Below are 18,295 nucleotides of genomic sequence, written 5' to 3' on the forward strand. Positions count from 1 at the left end.
TGGCCGAAGACTCCCACGCTAACTGCGCTACTCGGCGCGTCAGATAGGGGCCCGTTAAAATCACACGCGTTTACTGAAGTGAAGCTTTTCGCATTGCGTCCCGCTCAACCCTTGCATAAAGCAAAGCCAAATGGCAAAAAAACGGAAGTGATTCGTGGAGTTTCGTCTTGTGAATTAAAAAAGGTCACTTAGCGCCATCTGCCCATTACATTCCACTACTGTTAAAACGTGTTGGTTTTCAACGGGCCCCTATCTGCCGCGCCGAGTAGCGCAGGCAAAATAAGAAATAAGGGAGCGACTGTCTGAATCCCGCGGTGGCCTGCGTAGTGTGCAGGCCGCTAGGATGAGTTTCGTGACCGCTTATTTTGATGAGCAACGCAGGGAACAAGCGGAAGCTAGGGTGCCTTTTCTTTTGGTTACTTATTCTTTGGGCAAGCAAAGAAAAGTAACTCGCTGAGAAGGCGAAAAGGAATGGTAAATATTCAGAGAAATACCTATTAAAAATACCAGTAAGCGCGATACTAGCTTTATATATTGCAGCCAAGCTTAGCATTAACCTTGCCTGGATTCTGGCCGCCGCCAGAATGACGGCCTTTTTCAGCACCCTATACGATTCCCCACCCACACCGTTTTCATAAACAGATAGAATCTTTTATATGAACCGCGACAAGAACCATTCTGTACAATGCGCCATCAAACAAGTTGTCAGCAAGGAGCATACATGTTTAAACTGAAAAAATGGTTATGGACACACTGGCAAAAGCTTTTAGGCACTGACCGCGCCTATGCAAAATACCTGGCGCATTTCAACCGCTACCAGACGCAGGCGGTGGATGACGAATTACAACAGTCATTGAATCTCAAGCCTATGAGCAGGGAAGCATTTGAGTTGGCCTGGCAGAAGAAAACGTTGAGGCCTTCAGGTAAGTCTTGTGGATGCAACTAGGGCAGCTGTCGCTTGAAAGTATCTCTATATGTTCGCCCATAGCCAAAAGCCGCATTTAAATGCGGCTTTTGAATTTTGACTGACTGCTTCTGGCTACTTAAAACAATGAATCCATGTGCGATTTGAAATAACGTGTCGCACATAAGCCTATCGAGGTATAGTGCTTGGCCGGTGACATCCAGTCCACTAGAAAGTGCATGAGTTTCTCTTCATCATCAATGCCGTGCACGTGACGTTCGAAAGATAACTGGTCCTGAGTGAAGTCATTTTCCTGCCGCAACTGGTGCGTGATTTTATTGCCTGACTGGAAGTCGTAAACATTGCCATATCGTTTATGTCGCGCTTCCTCCTGGGCGACAGATTGCTTTTCTACCATACGCCATGGTCTACCCAAGCGAGCCAGCATAGGCATACTTTCAATCTTTTCACCGGCAATCCAGTCATAAATCACTTGCTGTTCATAACCGGTAAAGACACCGAACATAGGCGCTTTGTCGCCGGCGATTACTTTCCAGAACGGACTGTCTTCCGGATTCTGGTGACGCTTCACCCAGCCTATTTTTTCCATTTCATATAAAAATACAGCAACCTGATCCTGGTCTCTCAGCCATTCGTTGATGGTTTTGCCACCAATGACGCAACGATCCGAGTGCATGAATTGACCTATATTGGCTTTGCTTTGCAGTATGCGTACAACCTCGCCTTGCAAATCAAAATGCTTAATGACATCAAGCGTACTTAAGCCGACATCATTCAGCTTCACGCCCGCAATCACACGTTGCATATAGTCACGTGACTCACCGAACAGCGGCATGGCTTCGCGCACGGCATCAATCGCTCCGCGCGCATGGCCTGACTGGGCGTTATCAATGGTGGTGTGCAAGGTGAAATAATAAGGGTCTATATTAAGTTCTTTCAGTTCATAAGCAGTGATCAGCAGGTGCAGCGGCAATTGTTCGTAGCCCAGATTAAAGCCTATGACTTCCGGCAAATGACTATCGGTATGCGCAGCTAAAGCCAATTGAATCGCACCCTGGGTGAAGAATTTTTCATCCAGGTTTTTCCAGTCTTCACACGCATTAAGCTTGAGCAGTTTGCGGTAAAGCACGACGTGATTCATGGCTTCTACGCCATCGCCCAATTCTTCGAGATAGATTTTAATGAGGGAAGCCAGTCTAGGATCTTGCCAGTGCTTCATCAGGCCATATAGCCAAGAACCATCTACCAGTTTGGTCGGTGCCACCGCACGCAAAAAGAATAGCGCATGCGATTTTGTACCGAAATACCATCTCGGCTGGCCTGCTTTCCGGGCGGCCAGATATTCATGATACTGGCGGCCAACGACTTCATTGTGGTCACTCAACCAGGCATCGAGCTGCTCAATATTCGCGGGCATATCCGCAGTATGGCTGTGCGTTTCATTCAGTTGCTTCGCCAAAAAACCGGCACTCTCTGCCTGGGTCGTGGCTGAGTGATTCGACTCTAACAATGAAAAGTAAATCGATTTTGAAGACCACTGCTTCACAGCTTCCTGCGGTCTTCCGATTTCTATATGCACACCAGACATAGTGAACGCCTTTGATTGATCAAGTCAGTAAGTTACGCAGTTAGCGTCGAATTCCCTATCAGACGATCAAGGAGAAACATGTAGGAATGCGCTTATTAAAACTATGGCGGAGTTCTGTTAAGCTGGTATGTCATTACAGCAAAGGATGTCACCGTGATTGCCCCAGTCGAACATTCAACCCCACATCCATTGGAAACACTGTTAAGCATTCTTTATGCGCGCGGCTACCAGTTTGTCACGGTCACGCCGACCACGCATAAGCTGGTCAATCAACGGCCAGAGAATGCATGGGCCAACAACCTGCATGATGTGTTTGGCTGGAACCGTGCATTCACTAAAGAAATCGTTGGCGGTGAAATTCTGGAACTGATGCAGGCCGCTGACGTATTACGTCCGGTAGACGATGGCTGGCAGTCGCTGGTACGTGTTTCAAGTGTCAAAGACAAACTGTTTGTGCATTCCGGCTTTCCCACCGATGCGCAAGACGCAGTATTTTTCGGGCCGGATACTTATCGGTTTATCAATGCCATGTACAGCGCGCTGGCAACACTGCCAGGTAAAGTACAGCGTTGTATAGATATAGGCACCGGTTCAGGCGTGGGCGCTATCCTGCTCGCTGAAGCACTGCCTTATGCCGAAATCTGGGGCGTCGATATCAATGACAAGGCATTGGCTTTTTCCAACACCAATGCCAAGGCCAGCAGCATTGCCAATGTCCATTTCCAGTACAGCAACCTGCTGCATGACCTGCAAGGGGAGTTTGATCTGATTATCGCCAATCCGCCCTACCTGGTTGACCCTTCTGCTCGGGCTTACCGCCATGGTAGCGGCCCGTTGGGTGCGCAACTATCGCTGGATATTGTGGAGGCAGCTTTGATGCGTCTGGCACCGGGAGGCAGTTTGATGTTGTATACCGGTGTTGCCATTGTTGAGGGTCATGACCCGTTTCTGGAAGCGGTGAAGGAGATGACCAAAACGGCGGGCTGCACCTACCAGTACACCGAGATTGATCCGGATATTTTCAGTGAAGAACTCGCCACCGAAGCATATGCGCGTGCAGACAGGATTGCAGCGGTCTGGTTAATGGTAAGTCGCCCTACCGTTGAAGCGGATACTTTATTGCAGCTGATCAGTACAGTGGCTGAGCCGTAAGTACAGGCTCACTTCGGTATTAATCTATGGAGCTACATCAATAGTTTTGTTTAATGCCAGCCATAACAGGTGCAGGCGGCAATCAAACTCGTATTGCATATAATTGGGCTCCATATGCTGGCACAACTGGTAAAACGCTTTGTCATGATCACGCTCTTTAAGGTGCGATTGTTTACCTACAAGTAATTATGGAATGGACTACGAAATACTAAATTGAATCAATAACTAACGATTTTTATAGGTGTCTATTAATTTTACTTTCTAATGGACATTTTCTAATGTTTTAGTCCATTAATTAATGTCTGCAATTCAAATTCTGTACTTTCATACTTAAAACGCTCACGATCTATATTTATAATTTCTTGCAAAATTTATAAATACTTAGGGAGTACATTTGAACAATAAACGCGCCTACCTCATTGAGCAAACAAGAATGTTACTTGAGAGTTTACAGAATGAAGATATCCCTCTCCCCTCATTAGAAAGGCAAATCTGGTCCTCAAGGCGATATCTAACTTTTGATCTTCATGATCATTTAAGCGCGGTGGAATTGCAGATTTCTCAGCTACGCGACACTCTACTCGAGCGGCAAGTCGAGCATATGCATTGCGCATATTCTGCGGATCGTGGCAACCATTTGCAAATGCTAACTGGGATACCCGGGAGGGTTGGAGAGGATCACAAATATATAAAAAAGAAAGCTCACTCGAACAATTGGATGATAATAACAGACCCATACTTTCTCCAATGGGACGGGCCCAACAAAGCTTTTCCCTCGGAAAAGGCCTATACTCAATTTATAGTTGACTTTATTCCCAGAGAACTGAAAAAGCTCGAGCTTTTTATTCTTCCCGGTCCAAATAAGAGAATTTATAAGAAATTTAATGCCCAAATTCGTTCTCGAGGCACTTCGATTTCATATTGGGAGACCAATGAGATTCACGACCGCACTATTATTCGTGACAACGACACTGGCACAATGCTGGGCACTTCTTTCGGAGGATATGGGAACAAGATATCATTTGTGCTTGATATCCCTAGCAAAGATTTAATAGGATTTAAATCACAGCTCGAGCGCATTAAGAAACAAAAGAAATGACTAACACACCTTTGTGAAAAATCCTCTGCAAGCAAACGTCTTGTACTATTTTCGAGTATCTATATCTTAGTCGCCATTATGACTTCGCAAAAAAGGACTCTTGATTCACAAGTTCAACGGGCTTGCAGTGGGGTCACTGAGAAATAAACTTCGATTACAACGCAAACCCTATTTATTAGTTCAAGTCCGATTCATATCTTCGGCCTTTCCAATATATGGGCTAGCCTCTGAGGAATTTTCCAAGCAGATTTCGAATTAAGCTAGACATTAAAGCAATAAAAAAAATTACTCATTAATCTACATTCATTTTAGACTACGGTAAAACGTTATGGGCCTGCCACTTTGTTTAAGAAACTATTCAAATTAATCGCAACTTTCCTTAATTTTGATGAAAAGCCGAAACGGTATATTTATCAATTGAAGAGCTTCGAATCTAGATCAAATGCAACTGTTGCAGCCACTAGACCTCATCTTGCTGCATTAGTGGGAGGCGGAAAAGGATATAAATGGCTCATAATGCAATGTCCTTGTGGTTGTAAACAAGAACTTGCGTTAAACCTGATGCGCAGCCAAACCCCTTTTTGGAGTGTAAAAGTTGAGGGGGCGAATGAGTTTTCTGTTCATCCTTCAGTGGACTCAACCACATGCGGGGCTCATTTCTGGATAAAGAATAGTGAAGTCATTTGGTGTGATTAGGCCACATCAATTCTAGAAACGGCACTTTGTCTCCACATCCCCACTCGGCTTTGTCACTGCAGGTGCAACCTTCCCGCGCTTCGATTCTATTTGTTCGAATACGTGACAAATCAAATGCAATTAATACTTCTGATGAGTAACGCTCAGACCCCATAAAGCCAGTGAGACGATGTAATAACTCAGCAACTCCAATACTTGAAGTTGCTGCCGTAAATGCAATAACCGCAGGCGCTGGGTCTCCTAGTTCTGGTGCATAGCCCTCTTTAATCTGTTGCTTTCTTTCTACCTCGGGTAAGGTTTCTATTCGAATGTTTTCGGAAGTGATACGGCCGCGACAAAATAAGCACGCCTCTCCAGCCATACAAGTGGTTACTCTGCCATGAACTCCTATTATTTTTCCGGCATGAGAGTCTATCAATACTCCCAGATCTAGAACCGGTATGCTGTAATGTAAGGCTACTTTTTGAAGAATAGCACGCGGTAATTCCTTGTCCGTACATCCGAAAATAACATCGCAGTCACGAAGAGCTAATGCAGTTTTTTCATCAGTAATATGCTTTGGATGCAATTTAATATCCGTCCCCAGTCCGATAGCATCAAGGCTTCTTTTTGCAATATCTACTTTTAACAATCCAGCATCTTCCAACCTGGAGCCAAAAACTCGGTTAACATTCGTATCCTCAAATATATCCCCATCGAACAATGACAATGTTCCAACGCCCAAGCGACATAATTGTTCTGCCAAGGGAGATCCTGTGCCACCAAGACCAACTACTCCAATATGCAGTTTGCTTAGGATATGCTGAACATCTTTTCCGAATGCTCTAACTTGCCGATCATAGATAGGAGCAATTTCTGTGGTGCCGGTAAAATACCCATTAAACCTATTCCCAACAGTTAACACTGCATCGGTTGCTATGCGATGTGGAATATATAGGCGTCCACGTATGTGGCTTTCAGTTAACACTAAAGTGCCATGAATACGATCAGGGACGCGCGATTGTAGGAAAGGCATTAACTTCTCCTCTTCGCCATCATCCTGTTCTGAAAACTCAGATATACCTTGAGGGTGTGAGTGCGCAAAAATAATGCTCAAATTTTCATATCGAGCCAATTTTGTCACGCGTGAGAGGGCAGCCGATGAAATGCTTAAACAATAAGGTTCTCTTCGAAGATATTCTTCCTTTTTGATTGGTATCACAGCATGGGAGATTAACTTCGTAACACTTTCCGAAACCGATTGCCCGCATAGAATAAATGCTGCCCCTTCTATCCCCGGGATGTCGAAAAGCAATTCATTGAGCGCTGTTAAATGCTCTTCAAGTAAGACTACCTTATTTGAAATCATTGATTTCCGACTCCTTGTAACTCACGTTGAATTAATGCAAAGAAGGACCTAAGGCCGTCAATTCCAGATTGCCAGCCACCATTAAGATGCCGAGAGAAGCGTTGCCATTGACGACCCAAATGAGGTTCCATCACTTCCGAAGCAATCGCAAACTGACCCGTCTGAGCAATACGAATTGGTGGATCGCAGTACCACATATCTAAAGGTGCAATTGGATATTGAGGTGGAATTCTAATCATCAAATCTGTTGCCGTGGGCGTAAATCCGCCGGCCGAGACATCATAACTTTTTATAAGTAAGCACCCCGCACCTTGAGGATCTGGCGAAAATTGCCAGTCATACCCACGTTCGTTCAAAAATTTTAAATCTCGAGTCGGCAAGTCCATTAAATACCTCCTGGATTGATAGTGCTAGGCGCTGTGTAAAACTGAGAGCCAGGTTTGATTTCATATTCTTTTTCAGGTCGAATAAGAATGTCATCCTTAGGTCCGTGTACTTCTAGCCACAAGTCTCGATTGTCCGGTACAGGAACTAATGCACGTAATTGAGCTCCTGTAAGTTGGTCGGCCTCAACGGTATATTTTGTACCGTCAATGAAGATAGGATGGCCTTTAGGTTTAGGAACATTAGGATCATTTAAATTACTCATTTTAATACTCCAAAGATTGAACGTAGCTAAATAATAGCTACTTGTTAGCCATAAAACAAGTGTTTTATTTGTTTTTTTTAGCTATATATTCTATAATTATTGTTAATAAGGAGATTTAGGTATGTCAAAAAAAACTATGACACTCAACCTCACAGAGGTTGAAATGAATGTTTTAGAGGAATTATGTGTTGAGAAAGATTTGAGTAAAACTGCAGTTATTCGCCAAGCTATACGTTTGTACCAGTTAGTCAATGTCCGGCTCAAAGATGGAGATAAACTTTTCTTTGAAGACGATAAACTCAAGGAAAAGAAAGAGGTGGTTGTCCTGTGACTTCGCAAAACATAAGCTTAAGGCACGCACGTTCGGGTGCTAAGGTGGATGCACTTTTGCATGAGAATATTGACACGACTTTTGCTAAGTTAGCTGATGACACATGGGAAACCTTTCTTTCAAAAGAGAAAGAAGCTGCTGCTTTAAAAGGCATGCCAGAACCAATGCTTGAACATGACCATTGGAGGTGGGAGCATAAGATTGGATTGAGTGCTAACCTATTATCCATGCCTAGCTTTGGCGTGGAATGTGATGATCAACCTCAAGGTATTATGCTTTTATTTACGGATGGTTATTTAAGTAAAAGTAAAGCTACATTGCATCAACCGCTGGTTTACCTACCTTACATATCTACAGCACCATGGAATTTGCCTGGCTTCACTTCTGAGCCAAAATATAGAGGAGTAGGAACGATATTGCTGAGTGCAGCTATTCAAACTAGTATGGAACTTGGCTTCAAAGGAAGGCTTGGCTTGTATTCTTTGCCTGGTGCAGAATCTTTTTATGAGTGCTACAAATTCGAGAGTTTGGGGATAGATACTCGAAGTTCTTTGAAGTATTATGAGCTTAGCGCAGAATCTGCTGCTGAGTTTTTGAGTTAGGAGCCCACTATGAAATTTATATTTTCGGATGAATGGCTTGATAGAAAACTTAAACAATGCGATGACATCAATGTCGCAGTTTCAGGTCCTACTCTTGAAGAGTTTAATAAGATCGTTGAACAACGGACGGTAACACCTCAAGCCCTAGATAAAGTTCCTACCCAACTGGGTAAAGTAGTACGTTTTGTGAGAGAAAAACGAAGTTGGACTGTAGCGGAAATGGCGGAATTAGCTGACGTTGATGTATCAGATATACAAGCAGTTGAAACCTTGCCTGAATATAAACTACACCCTCGCACTGTAATCCGGTTGGCCAGTGTTTGCCAGTTCTCCAAAGATAAATTCATTGAATTTGCAGGGCATCGAATACCTGCCAACGATGATCAATTAAGATATGCGGCGCGCTCAAAAGGAACGAGCACTATCTCAGATGAAGAATATGAAGTTGTCCGAGCACTCGTAGAAACATTGTCTGATCAAAAATAGGGTCAATGGTGAAAAACATTAGAATCGAGCCACGCTCTGCTAGAGATATCACTTCAATGATAGAGCGGGTTCACCGAGATTTAGGCTATGTTGACGGCAAGGTTCAATTAACCGAAGTGAGAGAATTATTGAAGTTGGATCTAAGATATTATCAGCTTGAAGATCCCGGCTTTCAAGAAGAAATAATTCACAAGCTAAAAGTTGGCGCAAAGCAAGTAATTAAAAGACCGAAACTATTATTGGATGTTATACGCAAATTTGATCTAAGTGCACTGTTTCTTCCTGATCAAAAGCGAATATATATAGATGGTTCAGTACCTGATTTGAAGAAACGTTGGTATGAATCTCATGAAATCGCGCATAGTGTCATTCCATGGCATGCGAATTACATGTTAGGTGATAACCGATCAACACTCTCTCCTGACTGCCATGAAACTATAGAGGCAGAAGCAAACTTTGGATCAGGATTACTTTTATTTCCGAGCACTGTATTTACAGAAGCCAGGTTATCGAGTGAATTAAACCTTGGTCAAATTCGCGGACTCGCCAAGCAGTTCGGAAACACCATTACAAGTACCCTTTGGCGCAGTGTAGAAAATAATGAGGAGGCTTGCTTTAGCACCATAGGTCAGCATCCTCACGGTATTGAAACGGATAAAGCATATATCGATTATTTTGTAACTTCTGAGTCATTCGAGAGGCAATTTCCTCATATTTCAGCATTAGATGTCTGGACTTGGAAAAACCGTTACTGCCGGAAAACTAAGACAGGGCCTTTGGGGGCTGCAGAGATTGAGATTCATGATAGTAATGGAGAGCCGCATGTTTTTTACATCGAAAGCTTTTCTAATGGTCATGGAGTCCTTACACTAGGTCGATGGCTGCGCCCGAAACCAATCATAGTTTCAATGGGATCATCTAGCGTACTACAGTAAAAGAGCAGTTGAATCAGCTCCTAATAAAGAAAATTTCATAAGTTCGTTATTCTTTTAATGCGGTAGCCTTTTCTAATAACAATTCATTTTTCAATATTTCAATTATTTTCTCTCCACTTTTGAACCCATCCTTAATGCAGTAGGATCGATAGAGCAGTATCATTGGATGTACCCCAATTACTGCAGCAATTTCTTCTAATTTCTCGATGGTTACAGATTGCAATCCACGTTCTAAAGAGCTGATATAGGTTCTGCTGGAAACAATGCCAAAATCTTCTTGAGTTTTCTTTTTTTCTTTCCTGCTTTTTTTTAACGCATTTCCGAAGGCTTTATTTATATCCATGGTGTGTACCGAATAATTGGTACATGCATATTGTTAAAATGAACACTATAGGACTACAATCTATAGTGTTCATTTTGGGTTTATTTAATGTTCTCAGTTTTAAGACGTACATCTACCAAAGTATTTTTTGACGATGTAGAGTTGCATGACTCTGTTGAGCTGGAATCCTTTATTCCTTGGTATTTATGCCAAGTGGCTGAATATGATGAAATCAACCAGTGTTACGTATCGACAATGCAACTTGTAAGTAGCATTGACTCCCTCATTTCCATTTGTCAGTATTATGAAGTCGAACATATTTATCTCGTGAGCCCCGCTTATCTAAACAAAAGCGATGGCTGGAGAATTGATTTGCTTCGAGCAATCCATACATGCGATATTGCAGAAAATGAGATTGAATCTACTCTGATGAAATTTGTATTGAAAAATGGTCAAGGTTTGGTTTATGGTCACAATCAGGATTTGATCGGGTGCGATAAAGCACCCTTCGATTTGTTGATTGACTTCGACCAAATTAAAAAATGACCTAGATAATATATTTGCTTAGTCTTGATACTTAACTGATCCCAAATCTCAAATGGTCGTGCAAAAAACGAACTTAAAGGCTAGAGAAATCAACCTGACTCCTGCATCGCGCAAATTGAATGAGATGCGTGAAGGCAAGGGAGTAGGCATGCTTTCAGCCGAAGAAATTGATTTATTAAGACAAAGTAAGCGGGAAATTTCTGAAGTCTGCAGAAGATTTTCTGAATACAAAAAAAATTGTCGTTGATTTATTCTGCGTAAGTTAAGCAATACGCCTAATTTGAGGTATTGCCAATGTTGAGCTAGCAACTTTCCTTTATTAACTAAGACTATGCTTCAGAACGATCGGTTATAGCAATAGGGCTTTATCCCGTACCCAACACCACACACTACATTTCTGAAAATTCAAATGTTGTTAAGCAGATGAATCATGATTATTAATATGCTTAATTAACCTATTTAAATTTACATTCCCTATAGATTTGTTAAAGTGAAAGGAGAAGTTAATAACTTAGAGTAAGACGCAATATCTCCAATTGAAGTTGTCAGACTTTGAAGGCTAACTGAAATGAAACAGCATCAGATGTTGTTCAGATTGATTTGCAAATCAGGTTTGATTCTAATTGCAGTTCATTCTGGGTTAAGCTATGGCGACTCAAAAATAAATGAATTTGATAGTATTACAAAGAAAAATTCAATAATCAGTGTTGAATACAACTCACATCTAAACTCTCCTGTAGATAAATACCAAAAAGAAGAGCGTAAGGTCTCCAAGCTAAATAGATGGAAAAATATATTTGATGGCAGCTATGGTGATCCACAAATTAATCTCAATCTCCACGCTGACCCATCTGCAACCACAAATGCTTATTTTAGAAAGAATACTAAGGATTTAACACTTCAGCATCGGTTTAAGCAAACTGCATATGAAGCCAAATATAAAGACTTCAATTTAGGAATAAATTCTAAAATTCTGAAATCTCAGGATTGGTACAAGCAAACTGTTCATGAAGCCACTTATAATGATTCTAAAACTGAGCGTCCTAATGAAACTCAAGTCAAACCTAAAACGATCCCATCGGTAGCAATAATTGAGTGCTCAGCAGCGCAAACCAACCTTAATAATTTTGAAGCGAATCTCATCGCGAATAATTTTAGGAATCCTCAGGTAAGCCGCATAGAGTTAACCAGCATTGATCGATTTAATCAAGTTTGGTACAACGATGACGTACTTTTGAAGAGCGAGTTAAAACAATATAAATCCCTAATTGACACTTACAATTCGAATTGTTTTGATTCAACTAACATTATTAATGATTCAGGAAATGTAAATGCAATTGTAGGTATTTTGACCCTTCCAAACGGTCTTGTGTCGTTGGCCCATTGCACCGCGTTTAGAATTACTTCCAATAAGATAGTTACAGCGCGACATTGTGTGGACGATCTTTCAACAGCTCTGGAAGGGTCCAGAATGAAATTTCATTTACCCAACAGCAATCCCGAGGATAAAGTCAAAGTACTAAGAGAAGCGTGCAGTACAAACAGACTTGAGAACTCTGTTGGATGCGATTCGTATAATAAAGATAAGGAAACCGAGTCTGCAAGTTCAGACTATGTAATTTTAGAAATTGAGCCTTTGAAAACCAAAATGCCTAAATTGAAATGGGCTCAATTAAATTCGAATGAGGGCCGGAAAATTGTATTAGCCTCCTGGAATGCATATCCTGCATTATCTAAAAAAAGTGCAGAAGCCTTAGGAGAGCCAACAAACACTTCTAATCTTAACGATATATTTGTCTCTAGAAAAGGATATTGCCAAGTAGCTAGAGTGAATTCGAAATGTATTTTGCATGGGTGTCAATCAACTCCTGGAAGTAGTGGAGCTCCAATAATTGGATGGGAAGGAGAGTCCTCAGAAATCAAAATAATAGGAATTCATTTAGCAGAAGCATCTAATGATGCTCATCTATCAGAATGCAACGCGTTCAATACTCAAACAAGTTCTGGCAATCATGTTGGTAATATCGGCATACCTTTACCCGAGTCAGTAGTAACGCTTGCGAACTCTACAAATTAAAGGAGGCAACGATGAACAAAGCAGGTCTTAAAGCGTTCACTGCATTTTTGATAATTATTGGATTTAATGAGAACTTATTTGCTCATGAGGCATATTTTTCTGCGGAATGTCCGATCACCGGCAAAGTAGAGGGCCAATCAGAAGCGGCAGGTTTGGTTCTTGGCTTATTAGCTCAAGCCGTCATCCCTGTTGCAGTGGATTGGGCGGCCGAAGCTTTAGCAGCACAAGGAAGAGAAGAATCCAAGACATGGACTGTTAAGGGATCATCTAACCTTTACAAACTTTCATCAAAAAATGGGGTTGAATATACCACTCGATCACCAAGTTTTGGCTGTTTGACAATTGCCATTCCAGACAACTCATCGAAAACGAGCGCAAAACCTTCCGAATTTCAGTCTATATACAAAGAAATGGTCCTAGAAAGTAAGATCTCATCGTTTAGATTACCTGCAGATCCATTGATTTACATTGAGTTTGGAATTATAAGTACAAAGGATAATAGAAACTTTAAGCTTGTGCCCGAACTGCTATATTACAAACGTCCAACAACGACAAGTTGGACTAAAAAACCGAGAGACTTATCTTTTACGTTTAATTTTAATCAACCTGGTGAAAGTACACCCTTTGCCTCTACTGTAATTTCTTTTGAAGACCTAGAACAAGGAGAGTATAGAAATTATAAAACTACTCCTACCTTAGGCATGAATGGCTCTGAATGGCTACCTTTAAGTGGATTAGACGAAGCAGATCAAAAGGTAATAAATAACTACAAAGCAAAATATCAAGAATTCATGAGTTCACGAACTGAATTCTTAAATTACGAAAAGCAGTATAAACAGCTAACGGAGATTGCCAGCTCCACCAAAATAATTGCGAATCAAAAAGTATCCCCCGAATTGAAAGAATTTTGCAAGTCACTTAAATCCATCAAGGAACAAAGTCAATACTGCCCCCCTGAGAAATATCTGGCCAAGAAACATGCTTTTCAATTGCTCAACAAGTTGGAGGCGTCGTCCAATTTAGAAACCATGGCTATCCCAGATGAAAATAAATACCCTGCGCCCCCGAAGGATCTAAACGCTCCTGCCTCACCCTTTAACATGTCACTTATCATTACGGAAACACGTGATGCTTCGGCTTTTTTTAAACATCTGGCAGTTGCTCTAGATAAAAATAAGAAAGAGGTTAGCGACGAGTTAGTAAAAACGTTAATACCATCTCAACGGAAAACAGTAAAAGAGGCGCAGGTTGCCGAAAAAAACAAAAAAGCCTCTGACCAGGATGCTGCTGCCGTAGCTGCCCTTGCCGCAAACAAAAATGTATTGGATGCTCAAATAGCATTGGACAATGCTGTGAATTCAGAGCTATCTGAGTTGGCAATAGAAAAGTTTAAGAAAGATTTATTGATGGCAAAAATTAATGCAAATATTGCTTATAGGGCTGCTGGCTTGCCTACAATTGAGTATTCAATCCCTGCAATTCCATAATTACAATTTGACCAGCTTTTTAATCTAACTGTGAGTGGGGACAGTATTCCCCACACAATTTTCCCGAATAATCTATTTCCAAACATTTTTGGAATGATTTGAGTCATTCTTTCTCAGAAGTTGTGTCTTCATGTACACCAGATTTTTGAAACTGTGGCTACGAGAGGCTCTCGGGTTGGGAATGGGTATGCTTTCTGCCGAAGAAATTGTTTTATTAAGACAAAGTAAGCGGGAAATTTCTCAAGTCTGCAGAATATTTTCTGAATACAAAAAAACTGTGGTTAATTCATCCCTAACCTGTAGTAATCTCATCAATCACAAGCAATAGTTAGATTAGAATAAACATTAAATTTAGCAGAATAAAAAATCATGAAATGCCCACATTGCCTGATCGATTTTCATAACCAACCAATTGAAACTGACTTGGGCAAAGATGGAGACGGTTTTTGGCACATAGAGAAATCGCTTTGTCCTGCCTGTAACCGATTTGTCATGATATTAATTTCTACCTTTGCTAAAGGAGTCGAAATTTCACGGGCCCTTGTGCGACCAAAGGCATTTTTAAGACCCTCTTTACCAAAAGAGGTGCCACCAGACTTTGCTTTCACATATAACCAAGCTGCTGCAGTAATCGCTGAAAGCCCAATGGCCAGCGCGGCGCTTAGCCGTAGATGCTTACAGCATCTTATTCGAGATGTGGCAGGTATCAAGAAAAGAGACTTGGCGCAGGAAATTGATGATTTGATTGGTTCTAATTTTTTACCCACGTACTTATCAGATGCAGTTGATGCTGTTAGGATTATTGGAAATTTTGCCGCACATCCAATAAAAGCGACGGCAACGGGTGAGATTTTGCCAGTCGAGCCAGGAGAGGCGGAATGGACATTGGATGTTCTGGATGGATTATTCGATTTTTATTTTGTCCAACCAGAAAGACTAAGAGAAAAAAGGGAAGCTCTAAACGCGAAGTTATCTTCTGCAAGCAAACCGCAGCTTAAATAAAATTTTATTCTCTGCAGCCTGTATATTCCCCTATTGGGATATTAGAGTTGGTCTTAATTCACGATTGTATCACTACTCATTTAGGGGTTTTTTATGGATTCGGCAGCCAACAATCCATCACAGAATGTTCTTGGAAAAGGTCTTTCAGATGAAATGTTAACCTCTGCTATTGAAGGATCTGGGTATCCCCTTCAATTAGTAGTAGCAAGTCAACTTTCTCAATATTTCCACCTTCAAGAGGAATGGGCGTTCACCGATACAGAGAATCAAAGTCTACGAACCATCGACATTCTGGCTACAACAAATTTATATCAATTCATAGAACCTCAGCCTAGAATAAGGCCATCATTAAGTTTCTTAATTGAATGCAAGCAATCAAAGCTGCCATATGTTTTCTTTTTGTCAGGTGATAAGCACTTGCTTCGTGACTTCCCTTTAATCGGCGGGTTAAAGTCCAATTACGTGAGTGTTACAACTGACGATGATCCTTCAACTTGGAGTTTGGATCCGATAAATCTCTTTGGTTTGGCTCGGCATTCCTTCCTTACCAACGAAGTTCCATACTGTATGACGCTTAGTAAGTGCGTGAGTAATAGTGGTAAAGCCATGTCCTTGTCTGGGAGCGAAGCCTATCAAAGCCTTATTTTGCCTTTGACCAAGGCTGCATTGCAGTTTCGAGCCCGCCAGGCTCCGTCGAAAACTGCACATTATTTCGATTGCAACTTAATCATTCCACTTGCTGTTGTAGACGCCCCGATGGTTGGAGTGCGTTTAGAAAAGGATGGGGTTAAGAACCAATTACTCCCTTGGGTACGAGTGGCTCGGCACAACCCATTGGATGGGGAACGCGGAATTTATGGTGGAACAGTCCTTGGAATCGACATTGTTCACAAAGACTATTTAGATACTTATATTCATCAGCATGCACTTCCTTTTGCCAGAGAGTTTTCCACTTTCGCACTCAAACATCATCATGTGCTTGCCGACGCAAAATGTTTTGTTTCCGGCATGGGGCAAAGTAGCTGGGGAAATTACGAACCGCGGATAACAACCACAGGAATCAAATCTCTTGCCAAGCGTTTAAAGACTGCCAAAAAACGAATATAGTTGGCAGTTGAATTTCCCCTTACTATATGCGAGCAGTTTTCATCACAGATCAGAGATTCTCTGTAAACGGGTCTATTCTAAAAACACAAACAAAGTTTTTTTGGGCATATGCTCGCGCACTTATACACTCGTATTTGTTTCAGTTTTAGGGGGGGGCTAGTATGTTTCGCTTTCCTTTTTAATAGGGCTACAAACACATGCAATCTAACCCATCGCTCAAGCGAGACACGCTAAAGCGTGGCTCTTATCTCAAACGTTGGCCGCCCTTGCATGTACACATTCAGCCATAAGCAGTCGTACAGCGATAACACCAGTCGGATTCTAACAGCAACATGAGAGGGCCTGAAAATGCTTACCGATGTCTTCTTTCGCAGGTACGAGAATCGTGTGATATTCACGAGTGTCGGGCAGAAGGAAACCGCGCTTTTTGTTCAGGCGTACAGGATTGTCGACGAGCAAATTTGGAAGTACTACGGGTACGACAAAAAGGTCGATGAGAGTGTGAAGGCGATCTGGACTGGAATACACGATCGCTTATCAATGGAGATTGGGGTCAAGGAGCTCTCACCGAAGTACTACTCCTACCAAACTGAGTGGATGGGTAAGCCTCACACGAACTCAGGATGGAACAACATGAATTCAGTTGTCGAGCAGTGGCTGAATGTAAAATTTAATGACAGCTTAGACGCTGACATGTTCGTCAAGCGTCGCCTTAGCTTCATAGAATTGGCGTTCCGCACACGAGAGGAACAAGTCGCTCAAGCGAATGCCGAGTTTCCTAAACGGCTGGCCGAGGCTGAGATACAGGACAGGATGCCGCGCAAGCCAATAATGATTCCTGGCAAACGGTCCGATAGCGTGCGAGCAATCAATGAGGTTTTAAATAACACATTTGCAGCAAATGTAGCTGAGTTGAACGACCGCTTTAAGCAGGCTGGTATGCCGCTGAACTATCACAACTGCTTTATACAGATCACGCTGGACGAACAGCTTCAAGAGCAAGTCGAGCAGCCATTCTGGCTGCTGGTGAAGGATGCTAAGTGGAGGAATGTCAGCATTGACATGGCCGAAGCAATTGATCGCAGGGACACAGCTGGCCGTGATCCGTCGTTCTACGCAGCCAAAGCGCTAGAAAGTACGATTAAGATTATTTGTGACATTAAGAATTGGACAAAAGGCAATGAGAAAGGGGTATCTGACTTCCTCAATCACCTTGAGAACAAGTTGAACGGCTCATTCATCGAGAGTTGGGAGCGCCAGTCGATACAGCGCTTCTACAGTGACGTACGGAACGACTTGGGGCACGGCCCTGGCTCCAAAGACATGCCAAATTTGACCCCACAACAAATTGACCAAACCATCGAATTCTGCATGTCGTGGGTCAAAAGCTTGATCAAGCGACTGTAGCTATCTTGAGTACTTTTCGTGGAGAGATAAGAAAGGTTATAACTACTCGAAGAGATGGCAATAAGGTTTGAGTTCAATGGCGATGATTGTCACATTTTATAGGTGATGATTAACTTCTCACTTTCGATCTAAAGCTTCTTGGTGAATGTTTTCTGGACGTAGAGGAAGGATGTTGGCCCCTGTAAACTTTGCTAACTGTTTCTTTACTTCATATAACTCGTACAGCAGCGAGACTTCCCGAGCCAGTGCAGCCTCCAGCTCAAGCCGATATTGCTGGGCAGAAAGTTTAGCTTTATCCAACTTTTGCTTTTGCTGGTTATATGCTTTGGATTGCTCGGCCGCTGCAGTATCAATTGCCTGGATCAAGTCCACATAAATCGTACGAGATTTCTTTATGCTCCCTTTTCCACGTCCTGCCTCTAAAGAAACAGCATCATTTGTAATCTTAGTACCTTTGGGGACATTGATGGGACAGCCTCGCACAAGGCGATCTAATGCCTCAAAGTAATCAGCTAATGATTGAGTCACGCGAAATT

At 42.1% G+C, this 18,295-nt stretch carries 21 protein-coding genes; 15 read left to right on the plus strand and 6 right to left on the minus strand.

The features are described 5' to 3' along the window. Positions 1–721: 721 nt before the first annotated feature. A complete protein-coding gene (locus ACFQ2T_RS07970; RefSeq protein WP_379032816.1) occupies positions 722–946 on the plus strand; it encodes a hypothetical protein in 225 nt (74 codons plus the stop codon). A gap of 97 nt (positions 947–1,043) precedes the next feature. Here ACFQ2T_RS07970 and ACFQ2T_RS07975 read toward each other — a convergent pair whose 3' ends face one another. Then, the gene (locus ACFQ2T_RS07975; protein WP_379032819.1) at positions 1,044–2,513 is read right to left on the minus strand and encodes an iron-containing redox enzyme family protein; all 1,470 of its coding nucleotides are present in this window, start codon (positions 2,511–2,513) and stop codon (positions 1,044–1,046) included. Positions 2,514–2,666: 153 nt separating this feature from the next. Between ACFQ2T_RS07975 and ACFQ2T_RS07980 the strand changes: the two genes are divergently transcribed. From ACFQ2T_RS07980 to ACFQ2T_RS07990, 3 genes are all read left to right on the plus strand, one after another. Further along, on the plus strand, positions 2,667–3,665 hold the full coding sequence (locus ACFQ2T_RS07980) for a methyltransferase (protein ID WP_379032822.1): 999 nt from the start codon (positions 2,667–2,669) through the stop codon (positions 3,663–3,665). A gap of 394 nt (positions 3,666–4,059) precedes the next feature. After that, positions 4,060–4,764, plus strand: coding sequence for a hypothetical protein (locus ACFQ2T_RS07985; RefSeq protein ID WP_379032825.1), 705 nt, complete (start codon positions 4,060–4,062; stop codon positions 4,762–4,764). A gap of 561 nt (positions 4,765–5,325) precedes the next feature. Then, positions 5,326–5,460: a DUF6527 family protein gene (locus ACFQ2T_RS07990; protein ID WP_379033936.1), complete on the plus strand. Its 135-nt coding sequence runs from the start codon at positions 5,326–5,328 to the stop codon at positions 5,458–5,460. On the opposite strand, the gene ACFQ2T_RS07995 is transcribed toward ACFQ2T_RS07990, so the two are convergent. The 3 genes from ACFQ2T_RS07995 to ACFQ2T_RS08005 are packed head-to-tail and all read right to left on the minus strand — an operon-like array spanning position 5,444 to position 7,457. Further along, positions 5,444–6,808, minus strand: coding sequence for a ThiF family adenylyltransferase (locus tag ACFQ2T_RS07995; RefSeq protein WP_379032827.1), 1,365 nt, complete (start codon positions 6,806–6,808; stop codon positions 5,444–5,446). The genes ACFQ2T_RS07990 and ACFQ2T_RS07995 overlap by 17 nt on opposite strands. Further along, entirely contained in the window at positions 6,805–7,194 is a 390-nt protein-coding gene (locus ACFQ2T_RS08000) for an E2/UBC family protein (RefSeq protein ID WP_379032829.1), read from the minus strand. The genes ACFQ2T_RS07995 and ACFQ2T_RS08000 overlap by 4 nt, the downstream gene beginning before the upstream one ends. Next, complete coding sequence (locus ACFQ2T_RS08005; RefSeq protein ID WP_379032831.1) at positions 7,194–7,457, minus strand: multiubiquitin domain-containing protein; 264 nt, start codon at positions 7,455–7,457, stop codon at positions 7,194–7,196. The genes ACFQ2T_RS08000 and ACFQ2T_RS08005 overlap by 1 nt, the downstream gene beginning before the upstream one ends. Positions 7,458–7,578: 121 nt before the next feature. On the opposite strand from ACFQ2T_RS08005, the gene ACFQ2T_RS08010 reads away from it, so the two are divergent. The 4 genes from ACFQ2T_RS08010 to ACFQ2T_RS08025 are packed head-to-tail and all read left to right on the plus strand — an operon-like array spanning position 7,579 to position 9,811. Then, on the plus strand, positions 7,579–7,788 hold the full coding sequence (locus ACFQ2T_RS08010; protein WP_379032833.1) for a transcriptional regulator: 210 nt from the start codon (positions 7,579–7,581) through the stop codon (positions 7,786–7,788). Beyond that, on the plus strand, positions 7,785–8,390 hold the full coding sequence (locus tag ACFQ2T_RS08015; RefSeq protein ID WP_379032835.1) for a GNAT family N-acetyltransferase: 606 nt from the start codon (positions 7,785–7,787) through the stop codon (positions 8,388–8,390). The genes ACFQ2T_RS08010 and ACFQ2T_RS08015 overlap by 4 nt, the downstream gene beginning before the upstream one ends. Positions 8,391–8,399: 9 nt before the next feature. Then, positions 8,400–8,876, plus strand: coding sequence for a helix-turn-helix domain-containing protein (locus tag ACFQ2T_RS08020; RefSeq protein WP_379032837.1), 477 nt, complete (start codon positions 8,400–8,402; stop codon positions 8,874–8,876). Between the two features lie 5 nt (positions 8,877–8,881). Then, complete coding sequence (locus ACFQ2T_RS08025; protein WP_379032839.1) at positions 8,882–9,811, plus strand: ImmA/IrrE family metallo-endopeptidase; 930 nt, start codon at positions 8,882–8,884, stop codon at positions 9,809–9,811. A gap of 46 nt (positions 9,812–9,857) precedes the next feature. Here the strand turns inward: ACFQ2T_RS08025 and ACFQ2T_RS08030 are convergent, their stop codons facing one another. Beyond that, the gene (locus ACFQ2T_RS08030) at positions 9,858–10,154 is read right to left on the minus strand and encodes a helix-turn-helix domain-containing protein (protein WP_379032841.1); all 297 of its coding nucleotides are present in this window, start codon (positions 10,152–10,154) and stop codon (positions 9,858–9,860) included. Positions 10,155–10,241: 87 nt separating this feature from the next. Between ACFQ2T_RS08030 and ACFQ2T_RS08035 the strand changes: the two genes are divergently transcribed. From ACFQ2T_RS08035 to ACFQ2T_RS08065, 7 genes are all read left to right on the plus strand, one after another. Beyond that, positions 10,242–10,679: a hypothetical protein gene (locus ACFQ2T_RS08035; RefSeq protein ID WP_379032842.1), complete on the plus strand. Its 438-nt coding sequence runs from the start codon at positions 10,242–10,244 to the stop codon at positions 10,677–10,679. A 58-nt stretch (positions 10,680–10,737) separates the two neighbouring features. Continuing rightward, the gene (locus ACFQ2T_RS08040) at positions 10,738–10,926 is read left to right on the plus strand and encodes a hypothetical protein (protein WP_379032844.1); all 189 of its coding nucleotides are present in this window, start codon (positions 10,738–10,740) and stop codon (positions 10,924–10,926) included. 321 nt (positions 10,927–11,247) lie between these two features. After that, positions 11,248–12,756: a trypsin-like serine peptidase gene (locus tag ACFQ2T_RS08045; RefSeq protein WP_379032846.1), complete on the plus strand. Its 1,509-nt coding sequence runs from the start codon at positions 11,248–11,250 to the stop codon at positions 12,754–12,756. An 11-nt stretch (positions 12,757–12,767) separates the two neighbouring features. Beyond that, the gene (locus ACFQ2T_RS08050; protein WP_379032848.1) at positions 12,768–14,243 is read left to right on the plus strand and encodes a hypothetical protein; all 1,476 of its coding nucleotides are present in this window, start codon (positions 12,768–12,770) and stop codon (positions 14,241–14,243) included. Positions 14,244–14,612: 369 nt separating this feature from the next. Next, positions 14,613–15,245 carry a DUF4145 domain-containing protein gene (locus ACFQ2T_RS08055; protein WP_379032849.1) on the plus strand — a complete coding sequence of 211 codons (633 nt, stop codon included), beginning with the start codon at positions 14,613–14,615 and terminating at the stop codon, positions 15,243–15,245. Positions 15,246–15,338: 93 nt separating this feature from the next. Next, complete coding sequence (locus ACFQ2T_RS08060; RefSeq protein WP_379032851.1) at positions 15,339–16,352, plus strand: hypothetical protein; 1,014 nt, start codon at positions 15,339–15,341, stop codon at positions 16,350–16,352. Positions 16,353–16,700: 348 nt separating this feature from the next. After that, entirely contained in the window at positions 16,701–17,759 is a 1,059-nt protein-coding gene (locus tag ACFQ2T_RS08065; protein ID WP_379032854.1) for an AbiJ-NTD4 domain-containing protein, read from the plus strand. Positions 17,760–17,876: 117 nt separating this feature from the next. On the opposite strand, the gene ACFQ2T_RS08070 is transcribed toward ACFQ2T_RS08065, so the two are convergent. Further along, a complete protein-coding gene (locus tag ACFQ2T_RS08070) occupies positions 17,877–18,287 on the minus strand; it encodes a hypothetical protein (RefSeq protein ID WP_379032857.1) in 411 nt (136 codons plus the stop codon). Positions 18,288–18,295: the final 8 nt, after the last annotated feature.

It is taken from the genome of Methylophilus flavus, from assembly GCF_042678905.1.
In the GTDB taxonomy this organism is placed as follows: domain Bacteria; phylum Pseudomonadota; class Gammaproteobacteria; order Burkholderiales; family Methylophilaceae; genus Methylophilus; species Methylophilus flavus.